The sequence below is a fragment of the Streptomyces sp. NPDC005266 genome, from assembly GCF_040607655.1.
Classification (GTDB): Bacteria; Actinomycetota; Actinomycetes; order Streptomycetales; family Streptomycetaceae; genus Streptomyces.
The window spans coordinates 423,649-441,626 of record NZ_JBEXHC010000005.1 but is presented as its reverse complement, the minus strand read 5'-3'; the positions used below and the strand labels follow the sequence as shown (position 1 = coordinate 441,626).

Genomic DNA, 17,978 nt, shown 5'->3' with positions numbered 1-17,978 from the left:
GCTGACGTGCACGGGCTCCTTGGCCCTGGGGCTGACGTGCACGGGCTCTTTGCGTGGGGGCTGACGTGCGCGGGCTCCTTGCGTGGGGCTTCGCGGGCTTCACCCTGGGCCGCCGGTCGGGCGACTACTGGCTTCGGGGCAGCCGCAGCCCGGCAAAAAGCCCCGGGCGTACGCACGGCGAAGGCGTCGTGGGCGCATCCCTCCCCGTTCCCCCTGAAGTGCGCCGGCCGGCCGTGCATGGCGGGCCCCGGCGCGTTCCTCCTCGTGCGCCGGGGTCCAGGGGAAGCCCGATGAAGGCGAGCCGCCGCGCGGCGGCAACAGGTTTTCCGGCCCTGCCCCGCCGGACCTGCCCTTTCGACGGCGGGGTCGCTTAGGCTCTCAGCGAGCCTTGATCACGGCAGGGACGGGAGGCGGCGGCATGGCCGTACCGCAGGGACGCAGGAGCAGCAACGTCACTCGGCTGCTGCGGCACGGTTTCACCGATGCCTCCGCCGCCCAGCGGCTGCTGGACGCGCCGGAGTTGTCCGGGGTGCGGACCGACTCGGTGCTGCTGGAGGCGCTCGGGGCGACCGCCGATCCCGATCTGGCGCTGCGCGGGCTGGTGCGGCTCGTCGAGGCGCTGCCCGAGGAGGGGGCCGAGGGGGAGAACGGCGGGCAGCGGGCCGGTTCGCGGCAGGCGCTGCTGGACACCCTGGTCACCGCCAAGCCGCTGCGTGACCGGCTGCTCGGGGTGCTCGGTGCCTCCGAGGCGCTGGGTGACCATCTCGCCCGGCATCCGCAGGACTGGCATGCCCTGGTCACCTACGAGCCGGCGGATCTGCATCCGACCACGCCGGATTTCGAGCAGGCCCTGGCCGAGGGAGTCTGGGGTCCGGCGGGGGCGGACCTGCCGCGCCCCGACGCGCTGCGCATCGCCTATCGCCGCGCCCTGCTGGCCATCGCGGCGCGCGATGTGTGCGGCACCACCGATGTCACCCAGGCGGCGGCCGAGCTGGCGGACCTGGCGACCGCCACCGTGCGGGCCGCGCTGGAGATCGCGGCCGAGGAGCAGCCGGAGGACGCCGCCGCCTGCCGGCTCGCCGTCATCGGGATGGGCAAGTGCGGCGGGCGGGAGCTCAACTACGTCTCGGACGTGGATGTCATCTTCGTGGCGGAGGCCGTGGAAGGGGTGGAGGAGGCCAAGGCCATGCAGGCCGCCACCCGGCTCGCCTCCCGGCTGATGCGGGTCTGCTCGGACGTCACCGTCGAGGGCACCATCTGGCCGGTCGACGCGAACCTCCGTCCCGAGGGGCGCAACGGCCCGCTGGTGCGGACCTTGTCCAGCCACCTGGCGTACTACCAGCGGTGGGCCAAGACCTGGGAGTTCCAGGCGCTGCTGAAGGCCCGGCCGGTCGCGGGCGACGCCGCCCTGGGCCAGGCGTACATGGACGCGGTGGACCCCCTCGTCTGGCAGGCCGTCGAGCGGGAGAACTTCGTCCCGGACGTCCAGCAGATGCGCCGCCGCGTCGTCGAGAACATCCCGGTGGCCCAGATCGACCGGGAGCTCAAGCTCGGCCCCGGCGGGCTGCGCGATGTCGAATTCGCCGTGCAGTTGCTGCAGTTGGTGCACGGCCGGTCGGATGAGAGCCTGCGCAGCGGCACCACGCTGGACGCGCTCGCGGCGCTGGCCGCCGGCGGCTATGTGGGGCGCTCCGACGCCGCCGCGCTGGACGCCGCGTACCGCTTTCTGCGCTCCATGGAGCACCGCATCCAGCTCTACCGGCTGCGCCGGACCCATCTGGTGCCCGAGGACGAGGCGGATCTGCGGCGGCTGGGCCGGTCGCTGGGGTTCCGTACGGAGCCGGTGACCGAGCTGAGCACCGCGTGGCGACGGTACACGCGCGAGGTGCGGCGGCTGCACGAGAAGCTCTTCTACCGGCCGCTGCTCGACGCGGTGGCCCAGCTGGAGCCCGGTGAGACCCGGCTGAGCCCGGAGGCGGCGGGGCAGCGGCTGGAGGCGCTCGGATACGCCGACCCGGCCGCCGCCCTGCGCCATCTGGAGGCCCTGGCGTCGGGGGTGTCCCGTAAGGCGGCGATCCAGCGGACGCTGCTGCCCGTGCTGCTGGGCTGGTTCGCCGATTCGGCGGACCCCGACGCCGGGCTGCTGGGGTTCCGCAAGGTCTCGGACGCCCTGGGCAAGACCCCCTGGTATCTGCGGCTGCTGCGCGACGAGGGCGCCGCGGCGGAGAACCTGGCGCGGGTGCTGTCCGCCGGCCGGCTCGCCCCCGATCTTCTGCTGCGCGCCCCCGAGGCGGTCGCCCTGCTAGGCGACCCGGAGGGGCTGCGCCCGCGCGGCCGGGCCCATCTGGAGCAGGAGGTGCTGGCCGCGGTGGGGCGCGCCGACGGGGCGGAGCAGGCGGTCGCCGTGGCGCGCGGGGTGCGGCGGCGGGAGCTGTTCCGTACGGTCGCGGCGGACATCATCGAAAGCGCACGGCTGGCGAACGGCGCGCTCCACCCGACCGTGAGCTGGCCGCCGCCGGGCGGCGAGCCCGCGTCCGCGACCACCGTCGCAGCCCCCACCGCGCCCGCCCCGGCGCAGGCGAAGACCCCAGAGGTTCCCAGCGCCCTGCGGGACTCCGAACCTCATGTGCCCGCCCGGCCCACCGACTCTCTCGCCGCCGCCGAGCCGCCCCCGGACGCGGGGGCGCTGGTCGACCTGGTCGGCGGCGTCGTCTCCGACATCAACGCCGCCACCATCGCGGGCGCCCTGCGCGCCGCCGTCCGCGACACCTGGGGCGATGAGCTGCCCACCCGCTTCGCCGTGATCGGCATGGGCCGCTTCGGCGGCCATGAAATGAGCTACGGCTCGGACGCGGATGTGCTGTTCGTGCACGAGCCGCGCGAGGGCGCCGACGAACAGGAGGCCTCGCGCGCCGCCTTCGCCGTGGCCAACGAGATGCGGCGGCTGCTCCAGCTGCCCACCGCGGACCCGCCGCTGATCATCGACGCCGATCTGCGCCCCGAGGGCAAGTCCGGACCGCTGGTGCGCACCCTGGGCTCGTACGCCGCCTACTACCGCCGCTGGTCGCTGGTCTGGGAGAGTCAGGCGCTGCTGCGTGCCGAGCCGGTCGCGGGCGACCCCGGGCTCGGCGAGCGCTTCGTCGAGCTGATCGACCCGCTGCGCTACCCGGCCGGGGGGCTGGGCGAGGACGCGATCCGCGAGATCCGGCGGCTGAAGGCCCGGATGGAGTCCGAGCGGCTGCCCCGCGGCGCCGACCCCACGACCCACACCAAGCTCGGTCGCGGCGGGCTCAGCGATGTCGAGTGGACCGTCCAGCTGATCCAGATGCGCCACGGCTGGGCCGAGCCCGGGCTGCGCACCACCCGCACCCGCCAGGCGCTGGCCGCAGCCCACGCCGCCGGTCTCATCGACACCGACGACGCCCAGACCCTCGACGAGGCATGGGTGCTGGCGACCCGGGTGCGCAACGGCGTCATGCTGGTACGCGGCCGCCCGGGTGACACCTTCCCCAGCGACGTCCGGGAGCTGGCCGCGGTGGCCCGTTACCTGGGTTACCCGCCGGGCCATGTGGGCGAGATGCTGGAGGACTACCGCCGTACGACCCGTCGGGCGCGGGCCGTGATGGAGCGGCTCTTCTACGACTACGAGGGATGACGCCGGTTACGAGGGATGACGCCGACCCACCGCGCCGGGTGTCCTCAGCCGGGCGCGGGCAGGGTGATGCGCAGCGGGCCGCAGCCGATGCGGTCGGCCTCCGCGGCCACGTAGCGGGGGAGGAGCGCGCGGATGTCGCGGGGGTGCTCCGCGTCGCGCGCCCGGACCAGAAAGGTGACCTCCCCGGTCTGGCACTCGGCCTGGAACAGCCCCATGTCGTCACGGACGAAGCCGGATCCGCCCTCGCCGCCGGCGGTCTTGAACCGCTTGCCGCCCGCCCGGGAGAGCCGCTGGTAGAGCGCGGCCAGCCGGGGGTCCTCGGACGTCATCAGCCGCAGCGAGGGATGGTCGAAGAGCACATCGCGGTCACAGGTGCGCACCGGGCCCGCGCCCCGGGTGATCAGGGGGCGATGGAGGGACAGGTCGCCCTCGCGCGCCTTCGGCAGGCGCAGGCCCTTGATGCCGCACAGCGCGTCCGGCTTCTCGTCCAGGAACCGGGCCGGCTTCGGCATCCGGTCGACCGGGTCGGCGATGGTGCCCTCGCACTCCTTCTCCGCCATGAAGCCGTTGACGAGCTTGACGACGGCGCGGGCGAGCAGGGCGCGCTCCGCGGTGTCCACCTCGTCGTCGTAGACCGTCCAGCCCGCCTCCATGTCGATGACGACGGGGCCCTCGTCCTCGTCCGCCCTGCCGAGGCAGCCGTCCGGCACCGCGAGCCAGGCCCGGGTGTCCGAGGCCATGCCCAGCAGCCCGCCGCCCAGCGGGGTGAGCCGGGCGGAGAGATACTCATCGGCCCACTGGTCGCCCGCGCCGCCGAACCGGGCGTCGAGCTGGTGTGCCTGGATGGTGACCCGGTGGCCGCGCGGCGACTTCAGACGGCACCAGCCCGAAGGGCCGTCGCTGCCGATGCGGTCCTCGCTGATGGGCACCTCGGACGTCTCGATGTCCGTCTTGCCGTGGAACAGCGTCGCCACATCGCCGCTGCCGAGCGCGCCCCAGCAGGCCCGGTCGTCCGCGGCGAACGGGCCCGCCTGCGCCTGCCAGGCCACGCCTGCGCCGCCGAGCAGCGCCCCGGCGACGGCGGCGGCCAGCGCGGGGCGCACCCGGCCGCGGGTCAGCTGTCGCCAGTGCCACCAGGGGCGGGGCCGGGCGGGCTCGTGGTCCTCGCGGCCGGCGGCGTCGTCGTGTTCGCTGCCGGTGTTCTCGGTGCCGGTCATCGGTCGGTACCCCCAGGGGCGACGGGCGCGCAACCGAGGCGTCGCGTCACGGCGTTGGTGAAGGCGGTGAAGTACGGCCTCATCTGGTGCACGGACGGAGCGAGCATCAGCAGGGTGACGGGCCGGTCGGCGCAGTCGGCCCGCACGACCTGGTAGGTGTCGGCGAAGACCCCGGTGCCCCGCCAGCCGCCTGCGGGCGGCTTGCTGCCCGTCGCCCCGTCGAGGAGCGCGGCGAGCCTCGGCTGGGCGATCATCAGGGCGTCGAAGAACCGGCCCGCGCCCCGGTCGGTCCGCACCGAACAGGACTGGAGATCCCGGGTGACCGCGCCGACCTGGTACTCGAGGTCCGCCGCCGTCTCCCGCTCGAAGTCCATCCCCTTGATCCGGCACGCACGCGAGAAGACGAACTCGTCCTTCTCGGGCAGGGTGAGCACCGGTGAGGTGACCCGCAGCGGCGTGGCCGGGGCGCAATCCGCCGCCCGCATCCCGCGGTTGGCGGCGGAGACCAGCAGCTCGGCCACCGAGCGGGAGCCACCGAGCCCCGCGTTGCCCGGCATGGACCCGTCGCTCCAGCTCGTCTGCGCGTCCGAGTCGAGCGTGACGGCGGTGGGCCGGCCGTCGCGGGTGTCGCACCGCTTGGGCAGCACCAGCAGCGCATGGCTGCCGTCGGTGGCCCCGGGCAGCCCGTCGGGCAGTGGCATGGCACGGTCGCCGAGGTAGTCGTCGAGCCACTCCATGCGCCGTGCGGCGTCCTTGGGCGCCGGGCCGTACGTGACCGTGACCTCGGTGTCCGTGACGTTCTTGCCGCTGCTGCCGCTTTCGTAGGAGGAGCGGATGGCGACGGTGCACCGGCCGGCCGGCCGCTGCCGGGTCGGCGCGGTCTCCTCGGACGTACGGCTGCCGTTGCCGTCGTAGAACGCCGCCTCGCCCAGGAAGTCGGGACCGCTGTCCTCTTCCCAAGCGCCCCAGCAGTAGCGGTCCTTGCCGTCGAACGGCCAGCTGTCCGCGGCCCAGGTGCCGAGCCCGGCAGCGGCGAGCAGCAGCGCGGTGGCGCCCGCGAGCGCGGCCTTGCGGCGCCCGCGGAGAAGTCCCTTCGCCCGCATCCTTCACCCCTGTCCCCCGTGTGGGCCGCCGATCCTACCCAGCGGGTACCTCAGCCGGTCAGGGGGGGCGAGGAGGTGCCCGCAACCAGCCGTGGTGGCAGCTTTTGTCCCGGCCGGGCCGCCCGTACATAGCGCACATTCCACGGGGGTATAGCGGCTGGGTGGGCGAGCTACGGGGGGCGTGGATGAGGAGCAGCCTGTACAACCTGAGCCGTGTCGTGGAGACGCTGGCTCCGGCCTTGATCGGCATGCCGCCGGGTGGAGGCCCATGGGTGGAGCGGAAATTTCCAGCCGGTGACCCCGTCGTGGAGGTCGTCGGCGGCCGGGCCACCGGCAAGACGGCCCTGATCAGGGCGCTTTACGAGGGATACCACGCCTTTGTGCCGACCGCCTGTGTGGACCTCGCGGAGGCCCCGTATTCGGCCGTCGACCACGGGGACCGCGACCGGTTGGACACCGCGAACGCATCCCCCGTGACCAACCTGCTCTTCACCGTCTCCCACCAGCTCGGCTACGAGCGCGACGGGAGCAGTCGCACGGTGGCGTTCCCGCGGCTCTCGCCCGCGCTGCTGGTCCTCACCGCCTGGCGGCCCGAGGCGCCGGACGGCGAGGAGGTGTGGCCCGCCCAGCTGGTGACCGCGGAGGAGGAGCTCCGTTCCCTCCTCGCCCAGCCGAATCCCGCTCCTCAGGCGCGACAAGACGTGATCGGGCGCTGGCTGAAAGCGTTGGGCGGGGTCGCGGCGGGCTTGCTGCCCGGGGTGCCCGGCCTCCAGGAGGTCCTGAGCGCCGCCACGGAGAGCCTGCTCGCGCGGGAGGGCGACGGGGGCCGCTGGACGTGGTGGCGTTCGCGGCTGGACCATCTGGACGGCGACGCCGTGCAGCGGCTCTTCGCGCTGGTCCGCAAGTTCCGAAGACGCGGACTGGACCGTGCCGAGGTGGAGGCGCATCTGATCGCCGCGCTGCTGGCGGACATCAACGGCGCGTACGGCTACTGGGCCCGCAAGACCCAGCATCCGTCGCTCATCCTGCTCGACAATGTGGACCAGGCGCTGCGGGAGCGCTTTCTCGACCCGCTCGTCGCCCAGTACGCGCAGGCCACCGGGGAGTGGAGCGGCCGCGGACGGGTCATGCTCCCCATCGTCTTCGCCACCTCCCTCGGGAATGGCTCGGGCCCCGGGCTCGCGCCCACCACCGACGCGGCGCACTGGACGGTTCCGGAGCGCTGCCCGCCGCGGTCCTGGCTGCTGCGACTCGGTGTCCCGCGGGTCACCGACGGCGAGATCCGCGCCATGCTCGGCGACACCGCCTGCCCTCCCGCCCTTCCGACCGTCATCGGCAGGCTCAGCGGCGGCCGTACGGGCGATGCCCTGCTGCTCGCCCGCGCCGCGAGGAGGCGGCTGGGTGAGCCGGAGCCCTTCGTCCTCGACCGGTTGCTGTCGCTTCCGTCCCCCGACTCGCCGTCGCGTGTCGGCGCGCGGCTGCTGGAGCGATCGCTGCCGGATGACGCCGTACGGGAGGAGGTGATCCGCGTCGCGCCCGCACTCGACTCCAAGGCCGCGGAACGGCTGCTGCGCCTGGCTCCCTCCGTGCTGCCCGGCGAGACCCCCGACCTGCGCGTCAGAGGGCTGCTCGACTCCACCCTCAAGCGGCCTCATTGGAACCACCGGCCCTGGCCGCCGGAGCGGTACGAAGACACCCCGCTGGTCACCGACCGGGCGCTGCGCGCGCTGTTGCTGCACGAGCTGAGAGCCGGGGCCGACGAGGGGCGCTGGTCAGGCATACACGCCGCGTTGGCCGCCCACTACAACGCCGGTGATGTGCGCCTCTACGACTCGGAACAGCACGAGCCGCGGTATCTGCATCACGCGCTCGCCCAGGGCCGGATCGACACCCTGGTGGTGCGGGCGATGCACCACCGGTATCTCCGGCGCACCCCCGCCGAATGGCTGAGCGATCTCAACCTTGCCGCCGCCGCACCCCCGGCATGGGCCGGATTCGCCCCGGAGGATCCTCCCGACCCGGCGGGCCTGCCGGCGTGTTCCTCCTGCGGGACCGACGCGGACAAGCGTGTGCACGCCGCGATCCGGCGACTGCTGGCCATCGTATGGCGCCTCTCCGCGCCGCTGTCCGCGGTGCCGCCCGGCCACCGGGACACCGACATGGTGCATGTCCGCACCACCCTCGAGGTGCTCTGCGCCGACTACGGCAACAGCCCTCGGCCCCAGCGGGGGTACAACGCGTATGTCGACGCCATCGCCGACGGTGGCTGGATCGATGCCCTGGTGAACGGGGTGCAGGCCCCTGATCTGCCGGTCGACGGAAGGTAGCAGCTGATGGCCAATCCCTTCATCGCGATCCGAAACTGGCATGCCGCCCTTCCCCCGATCCGCCGCCGCCTGAACCAGGCACTCGTGGTGGTGCTCGTCCTGGGCCTCGTCGCCGTGGGCATCGTCCTGCTGCGGCCCGACCGCTCCTGCGCGGCCGGGGTCGAGAAGCGCGAGGGCGACAGCGAGTGCACGGGCGTCACCGACGGCGGCTACGCCTTCATGCCCGAACTGCGCCAGGTATCGGACCGGATCAAGGCGGAGAACAAGAAGGTCACCGGCGGCGACCGCCCCTACGCCACCATCGCCCTGATGATCCCGATGACCTTCCCCGAGGAGGAGGCGGCGGAGCGCGCCCAGGTGGTACGGGAGGTCCAGGGCGCCTATCTCGCGCAGTACCGGGCGAACCACGAGAGTGCCGACGTTCCGCCGATCCGCCTCGTGCTCGCCAATCCCGGCCACCGGATGACCCGCTGGAAGGAGGTGTCGGACCAGCTCGCCACGGCGTCGCGGTCCGGAAAGGACCGGCTGCGCGCGGTCTTCGGCTTCAACCTCAGCGTCACACGCACCGAGCGGACCATCGACTATCTGACCAACGACAAGGGCATCGCGGTGGTCGGCGGCCCCATCACCGCCGATGACCTGGGCAACGACCGCGAGCACCCCCGCAGGTATCCGGGGCTGGCGAAGATCGTCCCCTCCAACCGCGACCAGGCCCGGGCGCTCACCCACCATCTGAAGGTCACACCGCAGGAGACCTTCCTGGTGGAGGACACCCATGCGGAGGACCTCTACGCCAAGTCGCTGCGCAAGGCCTTCCACGAGGAGACCAAGGGGACCCCGTACTCCGAGCAGTACGACTCCTCGGAGGTCATCCCCAGCGACTTCGTCCAGATGGTCAACAACCTCTGTGACTCCCCGGCCACCACGGTCTACTTCTCCGGACGTCCCCCCGCCCTCGCCCAGCTGATCAGCGCACTCGGCAAACGGGGATGCGCGGACAAGCACTACCGCGTGGTCACGGTGTCGGGCGCCTCGACGCTGGCGTACGACCCCACGATGGACTGGGACGCGTTCACTTACGGTGCCGGGCTGACAGTGGAGTACGCGACCATCTCCCATGAGCACGCCTGGACCACCGGCAATCCTCCGCGGACGGGAGGCTCGGCCGATGACTTCAGGGCACTGAGCGAGTTGGTCCGCGGCGGGAAGTCCTCCCCGGCGGGCGACATCGGCCCGGCCCGGATCCCCGACGGCAGGACGATCACCATGCACGACTCCGCGATGACCGCTGTCGCCGGCATCCGCAACCGCACGACCAGGAAGGACCAGGTGCCGGACCTGAGGTCCATCGCGGCGGCGTGGCCGCGGCTGCACGGAGACCAGATGGTGCGGGGAGCCGGCGGCTGGATCTGCCTCGACGGCTACGGAACCCCGTACGACAAGGCCGTGGCCATCGTGAAGCTGTCCCCCGACCCGAAGCGCCATATCCGGTTCGAGAAGCTCGCCTGGCCGGACGGCACCCCACCCACGGAGCAGTGCACGGCCACGAACTGAGGCGACTTCGTCGCTACCCGCGCAGATAGTTGTAGACGGTGGCCCGGGAGACTCCGAGCAGTTCGGTGACGACCTGGACGGAGTGCTTCACCTGGAGGAAGCCACTGGTCCTGAGGGAGCGGACGAGTTCCTTCTTGGCGGGGGTGCCGAGGCTGCGGGGGGTGTGGCCGCGGGCGGCGGCGAACTCCTCGACGACGGTGCGCAGTTCGGTGACGGTGCGGGCGCGGAGCGTCTCGGTGAGGGGCTGCTCCTGCTCGTCGGTGCGGACGAGGTTGGTGAGGCTCCGGGCGACGCTGGCGAACAGGGACACATCGAGGTTCAGGCAGATCGCGGCGATGTAGGTGCCCGCGCTGTTCTTGATGCCGATCGAGGTGCTCTTGGCCGGGCGGCCGTCGGGGAAGCTGTTGGCGTAGTTCTGGACGATGCCGGGGAAGCCGGGGTCCTGGATGCGGGCGAGGCCGAGCTCGGTGGCCGGGTCGCCGACCGCGCGGCCGGACAGATTGGACTCGATGGCGCGGATGGCCTGGTCGGGATGGCGGAGGTCGTGCAGGACCACCTCGCACAGCCCGGGGAACATCCGGCCGATGGCGAGGACGATCTTCTCGGCCTCGCGCAGCAGCAGGTCGTCCTCGCTCAGGGGGACCCGGCCCCCGTCGTCCCGCTCCGGGGTCATCGCGGCTCCTCGCGCTCGCCGCCGCCGGAGCCGCCGCCGAAGAGCGCGCTCATCGCCGGGGCCGCCTTCAGCCCCGAGCCCGTCAGCAGCACCACCGTCGTCTCCCCGGGGCGGATCGCGCCCCGGGCCCGGAAGACGTCGATCGCGGCGGCCGCGGTCGCGCTGGTCGGCTCGGCGTACAGGCCCATCGCGCCCAGCCGGCGGACCGCGGCGGCGATGGCCTCCTCCGGGAGGCCGGCCATGTCGCCGTCCGAGCGGCGGATGGCGCGCAGCACCTCCGGGAAGCGGACGGGCTGCCGGATGGCCGTGCCCTCGGCGATGGTCGGGGCATGGTCGAACGGGACGGGATGCTCGGTGCCCGCGCGGAAGGCGGCGTACAGGGGCGCGCAGTTGGCGGGCTGGGCGACCAGCAGCCGGGGGCGGCGGGCGATCTGGCCGGCCGCCAGCAGCTCGGAGAAGCCGAGGTCGCAGCCGAGGACGGTGGAGCCGGCGCCGGCCACCGTCACCACCGCGTCGGGGGCGGTGAAGCCGAGGTCCTCCCACAGCTCGTAGGCGAGGGTCTTGGTGCCCTGGAGGAAGAAGGGGTGCCAGTTGTGGCCGGCGTAGTACGTACCCGCCGACTGGCGCAGTGCCTCGGCCGCGGTGGCGTCCCGGTCGCCCGGCACCAGTCGGACCTCGGCGCCGTACGCCCGGCTCTGGAGGACCTTGGCCGGGGAGGTCGAGGCGGGGGCGAGGATTCTGGCCCGGATGCCGGCCGCGGCGCAGTACGCGGAGACGGAGGCGCCGCCGTTGCCGGAGCTGTCCTCGATGACCTCCCGCACGCCGCGCCGCGCGAGGAGCGAGATCATCACGCTGGTGCCGCGGTCCTTGAAGCTGCCGGTGGGGCTGAACCACTCCAGCTTGAAGTGAACCCGACCCTCCCCCCAGTCCTTCTCGACCAGCGGGGTGCACCCTTCACCCAGTGACACCGGGGCGTCGATGGCCACCGGGAGGGCCGCTCGGTAGCGCCACAACGACCGGGCCCCGGTGTCCACCTCCTCGCGGGTGATGCCGGGCAGGGGCGAGACGGTGAGGGGAGCGCCGTCGTCACCCCGCCAGCGGTCCTCGTCGAGCGGGTAGGAGGCGCCGGAGCGCTCATCCACGTAATGAGGTTCAGCTCGCACCTTGGACATTCTGTTTAGTTGTGTAGCTTTCGTCAAGGGTGAGGTGGGGCGCTCCAGCGGCGCTCAAGTACGGGGGAAGAGCCGCTCGAGGACCGCCGCGACCCCGTCCTCGTCATGACCGGGCGCCACCTCGTCGGCTATCGCCAGCAGATCGGGGTGGGCGTTGCCCATGGCGACCCCGTACCCGGCCCAGGACAGCAGCGGAATGTCGTTCGGCATGTCGCCGAAGGCGATGGTCTGAGCGGGCGTGAACCCCATCCGGTCCGCAGCCAGTTGCATCCCCACACCCTTGTCGGTCCCGGCCGGCAGCACCTCGATCATGCCCTTCTCGGAGTGCGTCACCGCCACCTCGCCCGCGCCCACCCGCTCCGCGGTCGCCGCGACCCGGCCGTCCGGCACCTCCCGATGGCGCATCAGCACCTTCTCGATCGGCTCCGACCACAGCTTCTCCCGCTCGGTGACCTCGGATCCGGTCCGCGGCCGGTCGGAGAAGCGCGGGGTGACCACGAAGCGGTTCTCCGGTGCGGCGGTGACCACGGCCAGCTCCAGCGGTCCCGCGCCCAGCGCCTCCTCCGTACGCTCCACCACCGACCGGGCCAGCTCCCGGTCCAGCGCGGCGGAGACCAGCAGCCGGTCCGCACCGGCGTCGTACAGCTGTGCGCCCTGTCCGCACACCGCGAGCCCCCGGTAGCCGATCGCGACCAGGAACTCCCGGCAGGACGCGGCCGGGCGCCCGGTGACGACGAGATGGCGTGACCCGGCGCGGTGGACGGCGGCGAGCGCCGCGCGGGTGCGCGGGGCGACCGTCAGATCGCTGCGCAGCAGCGTGCCGTCGAGATCGGTGGCCACCAGCGGAAAGCGGGGTTCCGCGGTGCGGGGGTGGGGGAGTAAGGCGCCCGTGGGCGCGGTGGTGCCAGTGGTGCCGGTGGTGTCGGACACGGTGGCTGAGACGGAAGCGTCGGCTGTGTACACCCGGAACAGAATGGCGGCCCGGGCAAGGACGATCAAACCGTGCAGATCATGACCGGTGGCACGGGGGAACGGCCGGTCAGGCCGTCCTGAGCTCGCCCTCGCGCTCCCTCTCCCGCTCGACTGCCGGCCGCCGCCCGGTCACCTGCTTGGGCAGCCGGTACGGCAGCGAGCCGTACCAGGCGTACGACAGCGCGAAGCCGAAGGAGAGGCAGAGGACACCGCCCACCGCGTCCATCCAGAAGTGGTTCGCGGTGGCGACGATCACCAGCAGAGTCACCGTCGGATAGAGCAGCCCCAGCATCCGCACCCATACCGGGCGGGCGAGCATGGCGATGGCCAGGCCGCACCACAGCGACCAGCCGATGTGCATCGAGGGCATCGCCGCGTACTGGTTCGACATGTTCGCGAGGTTCCCCGAGGCCATCGAGCCCCAGGTGCGGTGGACCACCACGGTGTCGATGAAGTGCCCGCCGCTCATCAGCCGGGGCGGGGCGAGCGGGAAGAAGTAGTAGCCGAGCAGGGCCACCCCGGTGGTCGCGAAGAGCACCAGCCGGGTGGCGGCATAGCGGCCCGGATGCCAGTGGTAGAGCCACACCAGCACGCCGATGGTCACCATGAAGTGCAGCGTGGCGTAGTAGTAGTTCATGCCCACGATCAGCCAGCTGACCGAGTCGATCGCATGGTTGACGCCACGCTCGAAGGCCATGCCGAGCCGGTGCTCCCACTCCCAGATCCAGCCCGCGTTGCGCAGCGCCTCGGACCGCTGCTCCGGGACGGCGTTGCGGATCAGGGAGTACGTCCAGTAGCTGACGGCGATCAGGACGATTTCGAACCAGAGCCGGGGCCTTCGCGGGGTGCGCGCCCGGGCCATCTGGGCGGCCCAGATACGGTGTCGCGCCGAATGCGCCTCGGCCGTCTCGATGGGTGACGGGGTGGCCGTCCGGCCTGCCGGAGTCCTGATCGTCGCTTCACCCATAGGGCAACAGTCTGCCAGACGCGGTCCCCGGCGGATCGGCCTCAGGTCGGTTCTTCGCCTCTTATGTCCCGGCCCGTGAGGGGCTGCCGTGCGCGGAGGCCGTGGAGCCGCGGACCACCAGTTCGGGGAGGAAGACGAATTCGCTGGGCGGCGCCGGGGTGCCGCCGATCTCCTCCAGCAGCGCCCGCACCGCCGCCTGGCCCATCGACTGGACCGGCTTGCGGATGGTGGTCAGCGGCGGATCGGTGAAGGCGATCAGCGGGGAGTCGTCGAAGCCGACCACGGAGATGTCCTGAGGAACCCCCAGACCTCGCTGCCGCGCCGCCCGTATGGCGCCCAGCGCCATCATGTCGCTCGCGCACACCACCGCCGTACAGCCCCGGTCGATCAGCGCGGACGCCGCCGCCTGGCCGCCCTCCAGGGTGTAGAGAGAATGCTCGATCAGCTCCGCGGACTCCTCGGGCGCGAGCCCCAGCCGGTCGCGCATGGCGCTCTGGAATCCCTCGATCTTGCGCAGGACCGGGACGAACCGCTTGGGGCCGAGCGCGAGCCCGATCCGGGTGTGCCCGAGCGAGACCAGATGGGTGACGGCCAGCAGCATCGCCGCCCGGTCGTCGGGCGAGATGAAGGGCGCCCGCACCTTCGGCGAGTAGCCGTCCACCAGGACGAACGGCACCCCCTGGCCGCGCAGCTGGTCATAGCGCTGCATATCGGCGGAGGTGTCCGCGTGCAGCCCGGAGACGAAGATGATCCCGGCCACGCCCCGGTCCACCAGCATCTCGGTCAGCTCGTCCTCGGTCGAGCCGCCGGGCGTCTGGGTGGCCAGCACCGGGGTGTAGCCCTGACGGGTCAGTGCTTGCCCGATCACCTGGGCGAGCGCGGGGAATATCGGGTTCTCCAGTTCGGGGGTGATCAGTCCGACCAGCCCGGCGCTGCGCTGCCGCAGCCGGACCGGGCGCTCGTAGCCGAGGACGTCCAGGGCGGCAAGAACGGATTCGCGGGTGGCGGCGGCCACCCCCGGCCTGCCATTGAGGACGCGGCTGACGGTGGCTTCGCTGACCCCCGCCTGGGCTGCGATGTCAGCAAGCCGTGCGGTCATGGGGTTGGACTGTACCGGTCGCCTGTCGAATTGCCCACCACGCGCAGCAATCAGCGGGAATGCGCACGGTAGCGGGCGCCGGGCCGGCGCCGTACGCCAGCGGCGCCGAGGACAGCAGCGCGCGCCCCGGAACCGGCAGTTCGACCTCCTCCCCGAGGGTGTTCAGCGTGCACACAAAGCCCGGACGGGACAGCGCGAGCACCCCTTCCGGGGCCTGGAGCCAGGTCATCGGCCCGTCGCCAAGGCCGGGCAGCTCCCGGCGCAGCGCGAGCGCGGCCCGGTACAGCTCCAGCGTAGAGGCCGGGTCGCCGGTCTGCGCCTCGACCGAGAGCTCTGCCCAGTCGCCGGGCTGCGGCAGCCAGCTGCCGCCGGGGCCGAAGCCGCAGGACTCGCCCGAGCGGGTCCAGGGGATCGGCACCCGGCAGCCGTCGCGGAAGCCGTCCTGTCCGTCCTGCCCGTCCTGTCCGTCGGCGGAGGTACGGAAGAAGGCCGGGTCCTGGCGCAGCTCGTCCGGGAGGTCGGTCACCTCGGGAAGGCCCAGCTCCTCGCCCTGGTAGAGATAGGACGAGCCGGGCAGCGCGAGGGTGAGCAGGGCGACGGCGCGGGCCCGGCGCAGGCCCTGCCCCGGGGTGTCGGTGGCGTAGCGGGTGACGTGCCGGACGACGTCGTGGTTGGAGAGCACCCAGGTGGTGGGGGCGCCGACGGAGGCGGTGGCGGCCAGCGACTCGTCGATCACCGCGTGCATCGCGGCCGCGTCCCAGGGGCACTTCAGGAACTGGAAGTTGAACGCCTGGTGCAGCTCGTCGGGGCGGACGTAGAGGGCGAGCCGCTCGGCGCTGGGTGCCCATGCCTCGGCGACGCCGATCCGGTCGCCGGGGTAGGAGTCGAGCAGCCGGCGCCAGGAGCGGTGGATCTCGTGCACCCCGTCCTGGTCGAAGAACGGCAGCACCTGGGAGCCGATGAGCTTGGCCTGCTCGGTGTGGCCGATATTGGGCAGCCCGGCGGCCTTGACCATGCCGTGGGCGACATCGATACGGAATCCGTCCACGCCCAGATCCAGCCAGAAGCGCAGCACCGAATCGAACTCCTCGCGGACCTCGGGGCAGTCCCAGTTGAGGTCGGGCTGCTCGGGTGCGAAGAGGTGCAGATACCACTCGCCGGGGGTGCCGTCCGGGTTCGTGGTGCGGGTCCAGGCGGGGCCGCCGAAGACCGACTCCCAGTCGTTGGGCGGCAGTTCGCCGTCCGCGCCCCGCCCGGGGAGGAAGTGGTACCGCTCGCGGGCCGCCCCCCGAGGCCGGTCCGCGAGCGCGCCGCGAAACCACGGGTGCTGGTCCGAGGTGTGGTTCGGGACGACGTCCACGATCACCTTGAGCCCCAGCTCATGGGCGGTGCGCACCAGATCGTCGGCGTCGCTGAGGGTGCCGAAGAGCGGATCCACGGCGCGGTAGTCCGCCACGTCGTAGCCGCCGTCGGCCTGCGGGGAGGCGTAGAAGGGGGTCAGCCAGATGGCGTCCACGCCCAGCCGGGCGAGATGGGGGAGCCGCTCCCTGGCTCCGCGCAGATCGCCGATCCCGTCGCCGTCGCTGTCGGCGAAGGACCGCACGTATACCTGGTAGATGACGGCGTCGCGCCACCAGCCGAGCGCCTCGGACGGTCGTACCGGGTCGGCCTGGCGGGAGGTCGTGAGCTCCTGGGTCATGGCGGGAACGTAACAGCTCTGCAATGGCTTGTGGAAGAGCTTGCAGGGGGTGGCGGTGTCCTCAGGGGGCGCTTCGGGCGTATGTCAAGCGCTCGTTCGGGCGCGGAGCGGCTACCGGTGGGACACGCGGATGTAACGAATCCGGGTGCCTTGCAGAAATTTACCGCAAGGTCTTTCGGCTTTCTTGCGCCCCTGTTACGTTCCTCGGCAACCCGGCGCCGCGATGGAGCGGCCGTCTTTGGAGGAGTTCAGATGCGACGTGGCATAGCGGCCACTGCGCTCGTCGCGGCCATGGCGCTCGCGGCGACCGCATGCGGTGGCGACAGTGACAACGGCGGCGACAAGAAGTCCGGCGGTCATCTCTCCGGCACCGTGACCTACTGGGACACGTCGAACGAGGCCGAGAAGGGTACCTACAAGGAGCTCGCCCTGGGCTTCCGGAAGAAGTACCCCGACGTCAAGGTCAAGTACGTCAACGTGCCGTTCGGCGAGGCCCTGGCCAAGTTCAAGAACGCCGCGGGCTCCGGCGGCTCCGGCGCCCCGGATGTGCTGCGCGCCGAGGTGGCCTGGACCCAGGACCTCGCCAACATCGGCTACCTCGCCCCGCTGGACGGGACCGCCGCCCTCGCGGACGAGTCCGACTATCTGCCCAAGGCCGCCGCCGGCACGAAGTTCAAGGGCAAGACCTACGCCGTACCGCAGGTCATCGACACCCTCGGCCTCTTCTACAACAAGAAGATGCTGAAGGACGCCGGGGTGAAGCCGCCCACCAGCTGGACCGAGCTCAAGGCCGCCGCGAAGAAGATCAAGCAGAAGACCGGCAAGACCGGCCTGTATCTGCGCGGCGACGACGCCTACTGGTACCTCCCCTTCATCTACGGCGAGGGCGGCGATCTGCTCGACACCGGCGCCAAGAAGGTCACCGTCGACGACGCTCCCGGCGTCAAGGCCTTCGCGGCCGCCCGTGACCTGGTCAAGTCGGGCGCGGCGCAGACCGATGCCACCGATGGCTGGGAGAACATGCAGCAGGCCATCAAGAACGGCGACGTCGCGATGACGATCAACGGCCCGTGGGCGATCGAGGACACCCTCGCGGGCAAGGCGTTCAAGGACAAGTCCAACCTCGGCGTGGTCCCGGTCCCGGCCGGATCCACGGCACAGGGCGCCCCGCAGGGCGGCCAGAACCTCACCGTCTACGCCGGGTCGAAGAACCTGGACGCCTCCTACGCCTTCGCCAAGTACATGAGCTCGGCCGAGGTCCAGGCGAAGACCACCGAGAAGCTCAGCCTGCTGCCCACCCGCACCTCCGTCTACGAGAACAAGACGGTCGCGGCGAACGCCAATGTGAAGTTCTTCAAGGACGCCGTCGGCAAGGCCGTCGAGCGCCCCTGGATCCCGGAGGGCAACAGTCTCTTCCAGGCGATCCTGGTCCAGTTCCCGAACGTCCTGACCGGCAAGACCTCCCCGGAGAGCGCCGCGAAGTCGGTCGGTGACGCGTACCGCAAGCTCCTCAAGGGCGACTGGAAGTAGGGCCGGCGAC

12 protein-coding genes are annotated in these 17,978 nt (G+C 72.0%); 4 read left to right on the top strand and 8 right to left on the bottom strand.

Annotated elements, in window-relative coordinates; translation table 11 throughout:
• Positions 1-418 precede the first annotated feature (418 nt).
• Positions 419-3,655 carry a bifunctional [glutamine synthetase] adenylyltransferase/[glutamine synthetase]-adenylyl-L-tyrosine phosphorylase gene (locus tag ABZU99_RS13190; RefSeq protein WP_356046898.1) on the top strand — a complete coding sequence of 1,079 codons (3,237 nt, stop codon included), beginning with the start codon at positions 419-421 and terminating at the stop codon, positions 3,653-3,655.
• Between the two features lie 44 nt (positions 3,656-3,699).
• On the opposite strand, the gene ABZU99_RS13185 is transcribed toward ABZU99_RS13190, so the two are convergent.
• Positions 3,700-4,872, bottom strand: coding sequence for a hypothetical protein (locus ABZU99_RS13185; RefSeq protein WP_356046900.1), 1,173 nt, complete (start codon positions 4,870-4,872; stop codon positions 3,700-3,702).
• Positions 4,869-5,975 carry a hypothetical protein gene (locus tag ABZU99_RS13180; protein WP_355938943.1) on the bottom strand — a complete coding sequence of 369 codons (1,107 nt, stop codon included), beginning with the start codon at positions 5,973-5,975 and terminating at the stop codon, positions 4,869-4,871. Before ABZU99_RS13180 ends, ABZU99_RS13185 begins: the two co-directional genes overlap by 4 nt.
• A 185-nt stretch (positions 5,976-6,160) precedes the next feature.
• On the opposite strand from ABZU99_RS13180, the gene ABZU99_RS13175 reads away from it, so the two are divergent.
• On the top strand, positions 6,161-8,302 hold the full coding sequence (locus ABZU99_RS13175; RefSeq protein WP_356046903.1) for a hypothetical protein: 2,142 nt from the start codon (positions 6,161-6,163) through the stop codon (positions 8,300-8,302).
• A gap of 6 nt (positions 8,303-8,308) precedes the next feature.
• Positions 8,309-9,856, top strand: a complete 1,548-nt coding sequence (locus ABZU99_RS13170) for a hypothetical protein (protein ID WP_355938949.1) — start codon at positions 8,309-8,311, stop codon at positions 9,854-9,856.
• A gap of 13 nt (positions 9,857-9,869) precedes the next feature.
• On the opposite strand, the gene ABZU99_RS13165 is transcribed toward ABZU99_RS13170, so the two are convergent.
• The 6 genes from ABZU99_RS13165 to ABZU99_RS13140 form a co-directional block, all read right to left on the bottom strand.
• Positions 9,870-10,529 carry a PAS domain-containing protein gene (locus ABZU99_RS13165; RefSeq protein ID WP_356046905.1) on the bottom strand — a complete coding sequence of 220 codons (660 nt, stop codon included), beginning with the start codon at positions 10,527-10,529 and terminating at the stop codon, positions 9,870-9,872.
• Positions 10,526-11,671: a threonine synthase gene (locus tag ABZU99_RS13160; protein ID WP_356046907.1), complete on the bottom strand. Its 1,146-nt coding sequence runs from the start codon at positions 11,669-11,671 to the stop codon at positions 10,526-10,528. Before ABZU99_RS13160 ends, ABZU99_RS13165 begins: the two co-directional genes overlap by 4 nt.
• 84 nt (positions 11,672-11,755) lie before the next feature.
• A complete protein-coding gene (locus ABZU99_RS13155; protein ID WP_356046991.1) occupies positions 11,756-12,544 on the bottom strand; it encodes a Cof-type HAD-IIB family hydrolase in 789 nt (262 codons plus the stop codon).
• A 196-nt stretch (positions 12,545-12,740) separates the two neighbouring features.
• Positions 12,741-13,640: a phosphatase PAP2 family protein gene (locus ABZU99_RS13150; protein ID WP_356046909.1), complete on the bottom strand. Its 900-nt coding sequence runs from the start codon at positions 13,638-13,640 to the stop codon at positions 12,741-12,743.
• Between the two features lie 61 nt (positions 13,641-13,701).
• Entirely contained in the window at positions 13,702-14,739 is a 1,038-nt protein-coding gene (locus tag ABZU99_RS13145) for a LacI family DNA-binding transcriptional regulator (protein ID WP_355938961.1), read from the bottom strand.
• Positions 14,720-16,438 (bottom strand): alpha-amylase family glycosyl hydrolase, encoded by a 1,719-nt coding sequence (locus ABZU99_RS13140; RefSeq protein WP_356046911.1) that lies wholly within the window; start codon positions 16,436-16,438, stop codon positions 14,720-14,722. The genes ABZU99_RS13145 and ABZU99_RS13140 overlap by 20 nt, the downstream gene beginning before the upstream one ends.
• Before the next feature lie 252 nt (positions 16,439-16,690).
• Here ABZU99_RS13140 and ABZU99_RS13135 point away from each other — a divergent pair, with 252 nt between their 5' ends.
• Positions 16,691-17,968, top strand: a complete 1,278-nt coding sequence (locus ABZU99_RS13135) for an extracellular solute-binding protein (RefSeq protein ID WP_356046913.1) — start codon at positions 16,691-16,693, stop codon at positions 17,966-17,968.
• Positions 17,969-17,978: the final 10 nt, after the last annotated feature.